Source organism: Pseudomonas sp. DCB_BI (genome assembly GCF_026240995.1).
In the GTDB taxonomy this organism is placed as follows: Bacteria; Pseudomonadota; Gammaproteobacteria; order Pseudomonadales; family Pseudomonadaceae; genus Aquipseudomonas.
Genome location: NZ_JAPFCG010000018.1, coordinates 79,854 through 92,495 on the forward strand (window position 1 = coordinate 79,854; position 12,642 = coordinate 92,495).

Genomic DNA, 12,642 nt, shown 5'->3' on the forward strand with positions numbered 1-12,642 from the left:
CGTCCATGAAGATTCGTCTGCCACTGTTGGCGTTGGCCCTAGGTTTGAGCAGCCCATTGGTGCATGCCCAGATGCTGCAACCAGGTTTGTGGGAGCTGACTACCAGCAACATGCAGGTCGATGGCAAGCCGCTGCCCGACATGGAGTTCATGCTCGGCCAGCTTAAGAACCTGCCGCCGGAGCAGCGCGCAATGATGGAAGGGGTGTTGGCAAAACAGGGGGTAACTGTCGGTGGCAAGGGCGTTCGGTCGTGCCTGACACCAGAGCAAGTGGCGACCAATGACATCCCGTTGCAGGACCCCAAGTCAGGCTGCACTCAGAAAATTACCGACCGTACCGGCAATGTCTGGAAGTTCCAGTTCAGCTGCCCGAAAGCACAGGGCACCGGCCAGGCCACATTCCTCAGTGACCGCGAATTCACTACGCAGGTGAGTGGCACTTTCAACGCTTCGGGTGTGCAGCAGCAAGGCAGCATGAACACCCGGGCGGTGTGGTTGGGCAATGACTGCGGTACGGTCAAGCCGCGCAGTTGAGCCCCCACTGCCACTGGCTTGTGGCAACCGCGTCGTGGGCATGCAGGCTCTCTGCATGTTCCACGCGCAGCTTGAAGGCAGTGCTCCATTCAACTTGGCGCAGTGCCTGGTGCAGGCGCCGAGCTGCATCTTCGCAGAACATCAGGTTCTGCCCATTGGCCAACGCAAACGCTTGTTCGTCTGCTCGCTTCACTGCGGTTTGCACCGCGGTCCCCAAGCTCCTCTCGATGCCATCTATCAATTCGGTAACTGGCAATACCGGCTGGTGATGGCGTAGCCGCACCTGAACATGCGCTGCACTACGCTGGCTGTGGGGCGTAGCCACGATGCCTTCGGCAGTGCCTAGCCATTGCAGCACCGCAGACTTGTCGACCTGCTGCTCGCTGAAGCCCGCTAGGAACTGCTGCTGAATCAGTTGCCGCGCCAGTGCCGCCGAGCATGGGCAAGTCGATGAGTATGGGATGGAAACGGATAGTTCCACGTGGAACATTCCATTAACGATTCTGGCATCCACCGTCACGGCGTAGCTTTTCCAGCCCGCCAACGGACTGACCAAGGCGGGTCGTTTTAGCAAGTGTTCGAAGCTGATTTGTAGATAGGCTGCCGACGAAAGCCCTTCATGGCTGCTCAGAAAATCCAGCAAAAGCCGGTGGATTGCGATTGGAGTCAGCGCCTGATTCTCCAGCGATTCCAAGGCAAGGTACAGCCGCGACATATGGATACCGCGAGAACAACCATCCACCAAGCTGACCCCGGCATCGATGTTGGCGGCAGCGATGCGTCCCTCGAATTGCACCGGCAAGGCGATTCCACACATGCCCACCCAGTCCAACGGCAAAGTGTACTGCTGGGTTTGTGCGGCGATGTCTGGGAGCTTGAGCTGGGTCATCTGGCTTTCCAATCAAAAAAAAAGGCGTCAACGGCAACCGCCGATCAAGCTGCAATGCAGCTTGAAGCGTTGGCCGCTGGAACTGGACACGCGGTTCAGGGTAGTCCAGCCAACGCGGCGGCTGTAGCCCACCCAGGCCTCTCCGTCGCTGGCCAGGCCGGTGAAAAAGGTTAGCGTGCCGTAGCGGCTGTTTGTTTGTGCCCACAGGCGTTGGCTATTGAAGTCGTAGCCGCGCAGGAACAACGTGCTGCCTTCGCTGCGCACGCTGTAATAACTGCCCTTGCCATCCTGGCAAGCGATCAGCATTGCACTGCGGGTACACAGCGCCAGGCCACTGCTTTGTGGCATGGCTAGCAGCGAGGTGGGCATCGCAAGCATCAGCATCACCATGATGCAAGGCAGTTTCATGTTTCATCCCCAGTGAGCACGCGTCCGTCGATTACGACTTGGCGAAATTGTATTGTTACTTTATAACATTGTGCAATGCATCGTTTCGAATGCGCTCGCCTGAAGAGGTTTCGCCCATGTCCAACCGTTTACCCGTCACCGTGCTGTCCGGATTTCTTGGCGCCGGCAAAAGCACCTTGCTCAACCATGTGCTGCGTAACCGCGACAACCTGCGGGTTGCGGTGATCGTCAATGACATGAGTGAGATCAACATCGACGCCAGCGAGGTGCAGCGCAATGTCAGCCTCAACCGTGCCGAAGAAAAATTGGTGGAGATGAGCAACGGCTGCATCTGCTGCACGCTGCGTGAAGACTTGCTCGAAGAGGTAGCGCGGCTAGCAGAGGAAGGACGTTTCGATTACCTGCTCATCGAATCCACCGGTATCTCCGAGCCTCTGCCGGTGGCTGAAACCTTCACGTTCCGTGATGAGCAGGGCCGAAGCCTCTCAGACATGGCGCGGCTAGACACCATGGTTACCGTGGTCGATGGCCTGAATTTTCTGCGTGACTACCAGGCCGCTGACAGCCTGGCCAGCCGCGGCGAAACCCTGGGCGAAGAAGACGAGCGCTCCATCACTGATCTGTTGATCGAGCAGGTCGAGTTTGCCGATGTGCTGCTGCTGAGCAAGATCGACCTGATCAGCCACCATGAGCGGGAAGAGCTCACTGCTATTTTGCGCAGCCTCAATGCCCGGGCGCAGATCATACCCATGGTCATGGGCCAGGTGCCGCTGGCGCGCATCCTCGATACCGGTTTGTTCGACTTCGACCAGGCTGCGCAGGCGCCAGGCTGGCTGCAGGAGCTGCGCGGTGAGCATGTGCCGGAAACCGAAGAGTACGGGATCGCTGCAACAACCTGGCAGGCGCGTCGACCGTTTCATCCACAGCGCTTTTTCAACTTTATCCACACGCACTGGAGCAACGGTCGGCTGTTGCGTTCCAAAGGCTTTTTCTGGCTGGCCAGTAAATATCAGGAAGCCGGAAGCTGGTCGCAGGCTGGAGGGATGATGCGCTATGGCCTGGCCGGGCGCTGGTGGCGGTTCGTGCCACGCGACCAGTGGCCGCAAGATGTGGATAACACCAGTGCAATTCTCAAGCACTGGATCCCCGAAACGGGTGACTGCCGCCAGGAGCTGGTGTTCATAGGGCAAAACATTGACTTCGAAAAACTATCCACAGCCCTTGATGCCTGCTTGTTGACGGATGAAGAAATGGATCTGGGGCATATGGGGTGGTTGCGACTGCCTGACCCGTTTGGCCCCTGGCACGAGGAGGTGGCGGCATGAACCTGGCACACCGGCCTGTGGATATTTTCCAGGTGTCGGGCGAAAACCCACAGGTGCTGACTGAAGTACTTCGGGATGGCGTTAATTTAGCCGTATGGCACCGGCGCTTGCCGCCGCAGCTGGAAGACTTTGCCGACCTGGTGATAAGCCTTGGCGTGCCGCTCGCCGATCAGCGGGTAATCGATGTGGACGAGCAAAACACGCCGATATTGCCTGACCTGCTGCGCGAAGCTGCGGAGTTGCAAGGCTACGAGGCCTTCGTTGCCGATGTAACCTGGTTGGTGGCGGCTTATACGTGCCTGGTGGGTGCACGGCGGGTTGGTTTGCGTCTGCGGGTACTGCACAACCCGATGTGCCCGCGCTTCCATGTGGATAACGTTCCATTAAGGCTGCTCACCACCTATGTGGGTCCCGGTAGCGAATGGTTGCAGGAGCAGCAAAGCACGCGCAGTGAGTTACCCACAGCTGATCGGTATGTGGATAACATTCAGCAACTGCTGGCCGGTGAAGTGGCGGTGCTCAAGGGCGAAAAATGGCAGGGTAACGAAGGCGCGGGCCTTGTCCACCGCTCGCCTTCGGGGCAGCAGGCGCGCCTGTTGCTCAGCCTTGACTGGCTGGCCTGACAGCGCATAGTTAGATATTACAATCGCCTGAAGCCAACCCATGCTGCAGAACATTCCCACCCACGTGATTGCCGGGCCGTTAGGTGCCGGCAAGACCACCCTGATCCGCCACCTGCTGGCCCAACGCCCTGCCAATGAACGCTGGGCGGTGTTGATCAACGAGTTCGGCCTGGTAGGCCTGGATGCGGCCTTGCTCAGCCGTGATGAAGACGGCATTGCCATCGGGGAAGTCGCGGGCGGCTGCCTGTGCTGCGTCAACGGTATGCCATTCCAGGTGGGGCTGGGCCGTTTGTTACGTAAATCCCGCCCTGATCGGTTGTTCATCGAGCCTTCTGGCTTGGGCCATCCGCTTCAGTTATTGGCCAAACTGCAAGCGGCGCCTTGGGCCGGAGTGCTGACAATTCAGCCGCTTTTGACTGTTCTGGATGCCCAGGCCATGGTTCGGAACGAGCCGCTTCCAGACGCCCAGCAGCAGGCATTCAACGCCTCGGATAATGTGATTTTCAACAAGTCTGAGGCTGTGGATGAATCATTTAAGTTGTTGATAACTAATAAATTTAAAGATAAGAAAATCAGCTGGACCGTGCAAGGGGAGCTACCGCTTGAAGGCTTGCCGACAGCACCCTTGCAGATTGTTGACAGCCCATTTCGCGATATCGAGATTGTCGACAATCCTGAGAGTGCGCCAGCCGTCCTATGGACGGATGCCAGTCAGCCGATCTGTCTTGCCCAAGACGGGGAGGGAGGGTGGAGCATTGGCTGGCGCTGGCACCCCAGCCAGCAGTTTTATCCACAGCGGCTGGAAGCGTTCTTGCGCACTTGGCCCTGGCGTCGCGCCAAGGGAGTTATCCACAGTTTGGAAGGTTGGCAGTCATTCAATGGGCTGGACGGGAACTTACCCGCCTGGCAGCCCAGTGACTGGCGCAGAGACAGCCGGATCGAGCTGATTTTCGACCAGCCGCAAGACCAACCCGCATTGCACGCCGGATTGCGTGAATGCCATATCAGTTGATCAATTACGCCAGCGGTTGTGCTCCTGGCGCCACTGCTGCATCTCGATGACATTGCCGGTACGTGGCGGGGTCTTGATTTCGAACGGGTAGGGCGCAAGCTCGATATGCACGCTGTGCGCGCCAAACTGGGTCACCGTACCGGGGTGGCGCTGCTCGCCGGTGACGGTGAACTCGAAGGCGTAGATGCGCGCCAGGCGCTTGCGGCCGTTGGCATCGCGGACGAAGGCTATGCGCTTGAGCGCAACGGCGTCATCGAGCAGCTCAAGGTCGAGCTTGGCGCAATGCTGTTTGACCCGTTCCAGGGCTTTTTCGCGCAACCCGTGGTTGTGCCACAACCAGGCGCCTGCCGTGGCTACCAGCATCAGGACGAAGAGGTTCTCCAGGGTCAACATTTGCATATGCTCCAAACAGGTAGATCCAGCTTAACTGCGTCCCTGGCCTGTCGTACAGGTGGCAATCGAGTTCATACTGCGCTGCGCACAATTCTTGAAACAGCTTTGGAAACCTCCCGCATGAAACGTACCCCGCACCTGCTCGCCATCCAGTCCCATGTGGTGTTCGGCCACGCCGGCAACAGCGCCGCGGTGTTTCCCATGCAGCGTATCGGGGTCAATGTCTGGCCGCTCAATACCGTGCAGTTTTCCAATCACACACAGTATGGCCAGTGGTCGGGCGAAGTGCTTGCCCCGGCGCAAATTCCTGCGTTGGTGCAAGGCATTTCCAACATTGGCGAGTTGGGCCACTGCGATGCGGTGCTGTCGGGCTACCTGGGCAGTGCCGAACAGGGCCGGGCGATTTTGGCCGGCGTTGAGCGGATCAAGGCGGTGAACCCTAAAGCCTTGTACCTGTGCGACCCGGTCATGGGGCACCCGGAGAAGGGCTGCATAGTGCCACCGGAAGTCAGTGAGTTCCTGCTCGATGAAGCTGCTGCCAGGGCCGACATCCTGTGCCCCAACCAGCTGGAGCTGGATAGCTTCTGTGGGCGCCGCGCGCAGTCGCTTGAGGATTGCGTAGACATGGCGCGCAGCTTGCTGCAGCGCGGGCCGCAGGTGGTGCTGGTCAAGCACCTGGCTTACCCCGGCCGTGCCGAGGACCAGTTTGAAATGCTGCTGGTCACCGCCGAACACAGCTGGCACTTGCGCCGCCCGATGCTGGCGTTCCCACGTCAGCCGGTGGGGGTGGGGGACCTGACTTCCGGATTGTTCCTGGCCCGCGTGCTGCTCGGCGATAGCTGGGTGCAGGCGTTTGAGTTCACCGCCGCTGCGGTGCACGAAGTACTGCTGGAAACCCAGGCCTGCGCCAGCTACGAACTGCAGCTAATTCGGGCCCAGGACCGTATCGCGCATCCACGGGTGCGCTTCGAGGCGCAGTTGCTGGCGTTCTAGTTGGCGTCGGTTTTCAGGTCCTGGTAGCGCTTTTCCAGCTCTTGACGGATCTGGCGGCGCTGCTGGCCTTGCAGGAAGCGGCGCTTTTCTTCGCTGGTGTGCGGCTGGCGCGGTGGCACCGGCACCGGCCGGCGGTTGTCGTCGACCGCGACCATGGTGAAGAAGCAACTGTTCGAATGGCGCACCGAGCGCTCGCGGATGTTTTCGGTCACCACCTTGATACCCACCTCCATCGAGGTGTTGCCGGTGTAGTTGACCGATGCCAGGAAGGTCACCAGCTCTCCTACATGTACCGGTTCGCGGAAGATCACCTGGTCTACCGACAAAGTCACCACATAACTGCCGGCATAGCGGCTGGCGCACGCGTAGGCCACCTCGTCGAGGTACTTGAGCAGGGTGCCGCCATGTACGTTGCCAGAAAAGTTGGCCATGTCCGGGGTCATCAGGACGGTCATGCTCAGCTGGGCGTTTCCAGGTTCCATAGTGTGCTCACGGTTAGGTTGCGCTGAATCGGGCGAGTGGAGGGCGTTATCTGCTGACACTTCTGTTCCCCTCTTTTGAATATGCCTTGCGGATACGGGACGTTGGCTGACGCGCCATCGTCACGCTGATCATGCCATCAGCGGTGCTTTTCCGGCCTATCTGTTTCTGCATATTGCATCGGCTTTTTGCCGCGTATCGCGATGTTACCCTGAGTACGCCCACGCAATGTGGGCCTTCCGGCATTCAATACAGTATGTACGTGCTGCTCGCTCAAGGACGCCTTGGCAGCGGAGCGGTCTGCCCAGGCATCCAGAAAAAGACGAGAAAAGGAGTATCACGCCATGCATGCCATCAGCTTCATCCAGGACCTGGCAGTCATCATGCTGGTCGCTGGCGTGGTGACCATTCTGTTCCACCGGTTCAAGCAGCCGGTGGTGCTGGGCTACATTGTCGCCGGCTTCATCATCGGCCCGCACACCCCGCCGTTCGGCCTGATCCACGATGAAGACACCATCAAGACCCTGGCCGAACTGGGGGTGATCTTCTTGATGTTCTGTCTGGGGCTTGAGTTCAGCTTGCGCAAGCTGTTCAAGGTGGGGGCTACTGCATTTATCGCGGCGTTCCTGGAAATCGTGCTGATGATCTGGATCGGTTTCGAGATCGGCCGCTGGTTCGGCTGGAACACCATGGACTCACTGTTCCTTGGCGCCATCCTGGCCATTTCTTCGACCACCATCATCGTCAAGGCGCTCAACGACCTGAAGATGAAAAACGAGCGCTTTGCCCAGCTGATCTTCGGTGTGTTGATCGTCGAGGACATCCTTGGCATCGGCATCATCGCCCTGCTCTCGGGCATCGCCGTCAGCGGCACGGTCAGCTCGGGGGAGGTGTTCTCCACCGTCGGCAAGCTGTCGCTGTTCATGATCGTTGCCTTGGTCATCGGCATCCTGCTGGTGCCAAGGCTGTTGGCCTATGTGGCCAAGTTCGAAAGCAACGAGATGTTGCTGATTACCGTGCTGGGCCTGTGTTTCGGCTTCTGCCTGCTGGTAGTGAAACTGGAGTACAGCATGGTGTTAGGCGCCTTCCTGATCGGCGCGATCATGGCCGAGTCGCGCCAGTTGCTGAAGATCGAGCGTCTGATCGAGCCGGTACGCGACCTGTTCAGCGCCATCTTCTTCGTTGCCATCGGTCTGATGATCGACCCGCAGGTACTGGTCGACTACGCCTGGCCAATCGTGGTCATCACCCTTGCCGTAGTGCTGGGCAAGATGCTGTCCTGCGGCATGGGGGCGTTCATCGCAGGCAATGACGGACGGACCTCGTTGCGCGTGGGCATGGGCCTTTCGCAAATCGGGGAGTTCTCTTTCATCATCGCTGCACTGGGCATGACCCTGCAGGTAACCAGCGACTTCCTCTACCCCGTGGCGGTCGCCGTATCGGCAATCACCACGCTGCTGACGCCGTACCTGATCCGTGCTGCCGACCCGCTGTCGCAGAAGCTGGGCAATGTGGTGCCCCGCCGCCTGGCGCGGGTATTGTCGTTATATGGCGAGTGGCTGCGCAACATTCAGCCGCAGGGCGAGAGCGCCATGGTGGCGGCCATGATCCGGCGCATTCTGTTGCAGGTGGGGGTTAACCTGGCGCTGGTCATTGCCATCTTCTTCAGTGGGGGTTACTTCGCCGGGCGTATCGGCAACTGGCTCAGTGAATGGGTAAGCGATGCCAGCCAGCAGAAAGCAGTGATCTGGGGCGCAGCGTTGTTGCTGTCGCTGCCATTTTTGATCGCCGCGTACCGCAAACTCAAGGCGCTGTCGATGCTGCTGGCGGAGATGGGTGTGAAACCGGAAATGGCCGGGCGGCATACCCAGCGTGTGCGCCGTGTGATTGCCGAGGTCATTCCGCTCTTGTCGCTGCTGGTGATTTTCTTGCTGCTATCAGCGTTGTCGGCGAGCATCCTGCCGACCAATGAATTGCTGCTGGTCATTGCCGTAGTGGCTGCGGTGGTGGTGGCGCTGTTGTGGCGCTGGTTCATCCGCGTGCATACGCGGATGCAGATTGCCTTGCTCGAGACGCTGGAAAACAGCCGCGAGAATTCGCACTGAGAAGGGATCACGCTCCCTGCGCAAGCTTTCACCGTCGTCCGAGGGGATGGAGCGGTAGCGATGTCGCCAGACGCAGAAAGCCTGGCGATTTTACTACATAGATGGCACCAAGCCATACGGCCCGGTCTCGGCCTCATCCAAGGTTGAATCAGCTCTCCAGCCAGACATCCCGCGCCCAGTGCCACACCGATTCCCAGCTTTCCTCGCCGACGATTTCGTCTTCGGCGCTCCACAGCACCACGGTTCCGTCTTCTTCGACGCAGTAATAGTCGTCCCCGTCCTGGCACAACGGGATCAGCTCACGGGGTACGCCCGCATCCCAAGCGGTAGCGGCAACTTCTGGCAGGTACGTGTGTGAATGTGGGTCAGTACAGGTCACGGGCTCAAGGGAGCCGTAAACCACGTCACTCACGGTTAGCAGAAATTCCTTGAACACGTATGGAATGTTAATGAACAGCTGTTCTTCGATCTCTACCAGCTGATCCTCATCGGGCAGCTCCAGAGGCACCGGTACCGGCTCATTGGCTTCACGGAGTTGTTCGATCACTTCTTCCACGGTTCACTTCCTCTGACCTAGATGACAACGCTGCGCGTTATACCCTAGTAGGCCACTCTGGCAAAAGCAAAAACCCCGGAGCAGGTCCGGGGTTTTTGGTGCAGCACTCAGCGGTTAGCCGTTTTGACGGATACCGGCAACCAGCCACGGCTGGTTCTCGCCCGGGGCGCGAACCATGTGCCAGCTTTCGCTGAACACTTCGCCTTGGTCGAAGCGCGAGTTCTTCGACACGCCACGGAAGGTCAGGGTAGCGTCAGTGCGGTCGGCGCGATCGTCGACGCCGTCCAGCTGCACTTCGAGGTTATCGATGTAGGTGGACTGGAAGCCGTCACCCAGTTCGGCACGCTCGCGCTTGAGGAACTCAAGCATTTGCGGGGTGACGAACTCGGCGATCTTGTCCATTTCATTGGCATCCCAGTGCTGCTGCAGCGACTGGAAGTGGTTACGGGCGGCAGCCAGGAAGCTCTGCTCATTGAACCAGGCTGGGGCGTTGATCACCGGGGCAGCGGCGGCGGCAGGCGCAGCCGAACCACCGAAGATCGACGGCTGGGCAGGCTGACCGTGAGCTTCACGCTGCATGGGTGCGTGGCCCGGCATGGCCATTTGCGGCTGCTGCTGGCGACGGCGTGCGGCGATGAAGCGGAACACCAGGAAGGCGATGAGCGCAATGATCAGGAAGTCCATGATCTGGAAGCCTTCGAAACCGTCGCCCATGAACATGGACGCCAGCAGGCCACCCGCGGCCAGGCCGGCGAGTGGGCCCAACCAGCGCGAAGCACCGCTGGCCGCCGGAGCTGCACGACCAGGAGCGGTCGGCGCGGCGGCAGGCGTGGTTGGCGTGGCCTGGCGGGTCTGGTGGATAGGCGCGGAGCCCGAGCTCTTGCCGCCGCCGAAACGCTTGGCGTTGGCGTCCAGGCTCAGCGTCAGGCCGACGCAGAGCGCCAGAGCGATGCTAAGAAAACGTTGCATAAGTGGGATATCCCCTATTGTGGATTGCACGCGCATCATGTTGCACAGGTTCGTGGCCGCATGACCAGCAACATAATGTTTCGAGCTTTTGCCTGAAGTTGCAAACCTGGCAGTCCAGGCTCTTGTAGGTGCAGCCAGTGGCAGGTTCAGAGGGCCTCGAGCTTGGCGTACCCCAGCATCAGCCACTTGCTGCCTTCGGCAAAATTCACCTGCACCCGTGCCTGCGCGCCGGAGCCCTCGAAGTTGAGGATTACACCCTCGCCAAACACCGCATGCTGCACCCGCTGGCCGAGGTTGAAGGCGGTCTGTGGAATGCTGGCGTTGGCGAACAAGTTGCTGTTGGAGGCCGTTTTCGCGCCGCCGAACGGGCGGCTGACGCTGTTGGACAGGCGCACTTCCTGAACCAGACCCGCCGGAATCTCGCGTACGAAACGCGACACCTTGTTGTAGGTCTCACTGCCGTACAGGCGACGTGTTTCGGCGTAGGTCATCACCAGTTGGCGCATGGCTCGGGTGATGCCCACATAGGCCAGGCGGCGTTCCTCTTCCAGGCGGCCAGGTTCTTCCAGGCTCATCTTGTGCGGGAACAGGCCTTCTTCCATACCCACCAGGAACACATACGGGAACTCCAGACCCTTGGCGCTGTGCAGGGTCATCAGCTGGATACTGTCTTCATGCTCGTCGGCTTGGGTATCGCCGGCTTCCAGCGAGGCGTGGCCAAGGAAGGCGGAAAGCGGCGAGAGGTCGGCGTCTTCTTCTGTGGATTCGAAGTTGCGCGCTGCGCTGACCAGTTCCTCAAGGTTTTCTACCCGTGCCTGGCCTTTTTCACCCTTTTCTTCCTGGTGATAGGTGATCAGTCCGGACTGCTCGATAGTGGTCTGGGTCATGGTATGCAGCGGCATGTCCACCACCTTGGTCGCCAGCCCCTCGATCAGCTCGACGAAGGCGCCCAGGGCACTGGCGGCGCGGCCTTTCAGGGCCTTGGCGGCCAGCAGCTGGCACATGGCTTCCCACATGGAGAGCTGGCTGTGGCGGGCGTGCTCGCGGATGGCCTCGACGGTTTTTTCGCCAATGCCGCGCGGCGGCACATTGATTACCCGTTCCAGGGCGGCATCGTTGCCACGCCCCTCGATCAACCGCAGGTATGCCATGGCGTTCTTGATTTCGGCGCGTTCGAAGAAACGCTGGCCGCCATAGATCCGGTAGGGAATGCGTTCGCGCAGCAAGGCTTCTTCCAGCACCCGCGACTGGGCGTTGGAGCGGTACAGAATGGCGATTTCGTTACGCGTATTCCCCTGCTTGACCAGGCTTTCAATGGTTTCGACCACGTAGCGCGCTTCGTCATGCTCGTTGTAGGCCGCGTACAGGGTCAGCGGTTCGCCTTCGCCCATGTCGGTCCACAGCTCCTTGCCCAGGCGGCCGCTGTTGTTGGCGATCAGTGCGTTGGCCGCCTTGAGGATGCCGCCGGTGGAGCGGTAGTTCTGCTCCAGGCGGATCATTTCGGCGTCGGGGAAATCGGCGGTGTATTGGTGAATGTTCTCGATCTTGGCGCCACGCCAGCCGTAGATCGACTGATCATCATCGCCCACCGCCATCAGGCTGGCACCACCACGCGCCAGCAAGCGTAGCCAGGCGTACTGAACGGCGTTGGTGTCCTGGAACTCGTCTACAAGCACATGTTGGAAGCGCCGCTGGTAGTGCTCCAGCAGGCCGGGGTGGTCGCGCCACAGGTCCAGGGCGCGGAGCAGCAGTTCGGAGAAATCGATGACACCGGCACGTTCGCAGGCCTGCTCGTAGGCGGTATAGACTTCGCGCATGGTCGCCAGGAACAGGTCGCCGCCAGCCTGAATATGCTGCGGGCGCAGGCCCTCGTCCTTCTGCCCGTTGATGAACCATTGGGCCTGGCGTGCTGGCCACTTCTGCTCGTCCAGGCCCAGCTCGCGCATCACCCGCTTGATCAGACGCTGCTGGTCGTCGCTGTCGAGGATCTGAAAGTTCTGCACCAGCCGCGCTTCCTGCCAGTGAGCCCGAAGCAGGCGATGGGCGAGGCCGTGGAAGGTGCCGACCCACATGCCTGCCGGGTTGATGCCCAGCAGTTGCTCGATGCGCTGGCGCATTTCTGCTGCGGCCTTGTTGGTGAAGGTCACCGACAGGATCGAGTGCGGCGAGGCCTGCTCCACCTGGATCAACCAGGCGATGCGGTGCACCAGCACGCGGGTTTTACCGGAACCGGCGCCGGCAAGCACCAGTTGACGCCCCAGCGTGGCGGCTACGGCCTGGCGTTGGGCATCGTTGAGGGAGTTCAGCAGGAGGGAGAGGTCGTCTGTGCGCATCGGGCCATTCTAGGGCGAGGCAA

13 protein-coding genes are annotated in these 12,642 nt (G+C 60.1%); 6 read left to right on the forward strand and 7 right to left on the reverse strand.

Features of this window, described 5'->3' with window-relative positions:
- The first annotated feature begins 5 nt into the window (after positions 1-5).
- Positions 6-533, forward strand: a complete 528-nt coding sequence (locus OO258_RS19635) for a DUF3617 domain-containing protein (protein WP_266032114.1) — start codon at positions 6-8, stop codon at positions 531-533.
- Here the strand turns inward: OO258_RS19635 and folE2 are convergent.
- Positions 517-1,422, reverse strand: a complete 906-nt coding sequence (gene folE2 / locus OO258_RS19640) for a GTP cyclohydrolase FolE2 (protein WP_266032115.1) — start codon at positions 1,420-1,422, stop codon at positions 517-519. The genes OO258_RS19635 and folE2 overlap by 17 nt on opposite strands.
- 27 nt (positions 1,423-1,449) lie before the next feature.
- On the reverse strand, positions 1,450-1,830 hold the full coding sequence (locus tag OO258_RS19645) for a glutamine synthetase (protein WP_266032116.1): 381 nt from the start codon (positions 1,828-1,830) through the stop codon (positions 1,450-1,452).
- Positions 1,831-1,946: 116 nt separating this feature from the next.
- On the opposite strand from OO258_RS19645, the gene zigA reads away from it, so the two are divergent.
- Genes zigA through OO258_RS19660 form a run of 3 tightly spaced genes read left to right on the forward strand, consistent with a single transcriptional unit; the run spans position 1,947 to position 4,790 of the window.
- The gene (gene zigA / locus OO258_RS19650) at positions 1,947-3,155 is read left to right on the forward strand and encodes a zinc metallochaperone GTPase ZigA (RefSeq protein ID WP_266032117.1); all 1,209 of its coding nucleotides are present in this window, start codon (positions 1,947-1,949) and stop codon (positions 3,153-3,155) included.
- Entirely contained in the window at positions 3,152-3,778 is a 627-nt protein-coding gene (locus OO258_RS19655; protein WP_266032118.1) for a DUF1826 domain-containing protein, read from the forward strand. Before zigA ends, OO258_RS19655 begins: the two co-directional genes overlap by 4 nt.
- A gap of 40 nt (positions 3,779-3,818) precedes the next feature.
- On the forward strand, positions 3,819-4,790 hold the full coding sequence (locus tag OO258_RS19660) for a CobW family GTP-binding protein (protein ID WP_266032119.1): 972 nt from the start codon (positions 3,819-3,821) through the stop codon (positions 4,788-4,790).
- Here the strand turns inward: OO258_RS19660 and OO258_RS19665 are convergent, their stop codons facing one another.
- The gene (locus OO258_RS19665) at positions 4,791-5,183 is read right to left on the reverse strand and encodes a DUF3301 domain-containing protein (protein WP_266032120.1); all 393 of its coding nucleotides are present in this window, start codon (positions 5,181-5,183) and stop codon (positions 4,791-4,793) included.
- 120 nt (positions 5,184-5,303) lie between these two features.
- Between OO258_RS19665 and pdxY the strand changes: the two genes are divergently transcribed.
- Positions 5,304-6,176: a pyridoxal kinase PdxY gene (pdxY, locus tag OO258_RS19670; RefSeq protein WP_266032121.1), complete on the forward strand. Its 873-nt coding sequence runs from the start codon at positions 5,304-5,306 to the stop codon at positions 6,174-6,176.
- Here pdxY and OO258_RS19675 read toward each other — a convergent pair.
- Complete coding sequence (locus OO258_RS19675; protein WP_110743466.1) at positions 6,173-6,658, reverse strand: acyl-CoA thioesterase; 486 nt, start codon at positions 6,656-6,658, stop codon at positions 6,173-6,175. The genes pdxY and OO258_RS19675 overlap by 4 nt on opposite strands.
- Before the next feature lie 342 nt (positions 6,659-7,000).
- On the opposite strand from OO258_RS19675, the gene OO258_RS19680 reads away from it, so the two are divergent.
- Complete coding sequence (locus OO258_RS19680) at positions 7,001-8,761, forward strand: cation:proton antiporter (protein WP_266032122.1); 1,761 nt, start codon at positions 7,001-7,003, stop codon at positions 8,759-8,761.
- 148 nt (positions 8,762-8,909) lie between these two features.
- On the opposite strand, the gene OO258_RS19685 is transcribed toward OO258_RS19680, so the two are convergent.
- The 3 genes from OO258_RS19685 to uvrD form a co-directional block, all read right to left on the reverse strand.
- Positions 8,910-9,317, reverse strand: a complete 408-nt coding sequence (locus OO258_RS19685) for an SMI1/KNR4 family protein (RefSeq protein WP_110743464.1) — start codon at positions 9,315-9,317, stop codon at positions 8,910-8,912.
- Between the two features lie 114 nt (positions 9,318-9,431).
- Positions 9,432-10,286 (reverse strand): Tim44 domain-containing protein, encoded by an 855-nt coding sequence (locus tag OO258_RS19690; protein WP_110743463.1) that lies wholly within the window; start codon positions 10,284-10,286, stop codon positions 9,432-9,434.
- Positions 10,287-10,432: 146 nt separating this feature from the next.
- Positions 10,433-12,619 carry a DNA helicase II gene (uvrD, locus tag OO258_RS19695; RefSeq protein ID WP_266032123.1) on the reverse strand — a complete coding sequence of 729 codons (2,187 nt, stop codon included), beginning with the start codon at positions 12,617-12,619 and terminating at the stop codon, positions 10,433-10,435.
- Between the last annotated feature and the right edge of the window lie 23 nt (positions 12,620-12,642).

What these genes read in the sequence shown, in the direction of transcription:
- OO258_RS19635 (WP_266032114.1), top strand. Translation starts at nt 6, where the DNA reads ATGAAGATTCGTCTGCCACTGTTGGCGTTGGCCCTAGGTTTGAGCAGC.
- folE2 (WP_266032115.1), bottom strand. Translation starts at nt 1,422, where the DNA reads ATGACCCAGCTCAAGCTCCCAGACATCGCCGCACAAACCCAGCAGTAC.
- OO258_RS19645 (WP_266032116.1), bottom strand. Translation starts at nt 1,830, where the DNA reads ATGAAACTGCCTTGCATCATGGTGATGCTGATGCTTGCGATGCCCACC.
- zigA (WP_266032117.1), top strand. Translation starts at nt 1,947, where the DNA reads ATGTCCAACCGTTTACCCGTCACCGTGCTGTCCGGATTTCTTGGCGCC.
- OO258_RS19655 (WP_266032118.1), top strand. Translation starts at nt 3,152, where the DNA reads ATGAACCTGGCACACCGGCCTGTGGATATTTTCCAGGTGTCGGGCGAA.
- OO258_RS19660 (WP_266032119.1), top strand. Translation starts at nt 3,819, where the DNA reads ATGCTGCAGAACATTCCCACCCACGTGATTGCCGGGCCGTTAGGTGCC.
- OO258_RS19665 (WP_266032120.1), bottom strand. Translation starts at nt 5,183, where the DNA reads ATGTTGACCCTGGAGAACCTCTTCGTCCTGATGCTGGTAGCCACGGCA.
- pdxY (WP_266032121.1), top strand. Translation starts at nt 5,304, where the DNA reads ATGAAACGTACCCCGCACCTGCTCGCCATCCAGTCCCATGTGGTGTTC.
- OO258_RS19675 (WP_110743466.1), bottom strand. Translation starts at nt 6,658, where the DNA reads ATGGAACCTGGAAACGCCCAGCTGAGCATGACCGTCCTGATGACCCCG.
- OO258_RS19680 (WP_266032122.1), top strand. Translation starts at nt 7,001, where the DNA reads ATGCATGCCATCAGCTTCATCCAGGACCTGGCAGTCATCATGCTGGTC.
- OO258_RS19690 (WP_110743463.1), bottom strand. Translation starts at nt 10,286, where the DNA reads ATGCAACGTTTTCTTAGCATCGCTCTGGCGCTCTGCGTCGGCCTGACG.
- uvrD (WP_266032123.1), bottom strand. Translation starts at nt 12,619, where the DNA reads ATGCGCACAGACGACCTCTCCCTCCTGCTGAACTCCCTCAACGATGCC.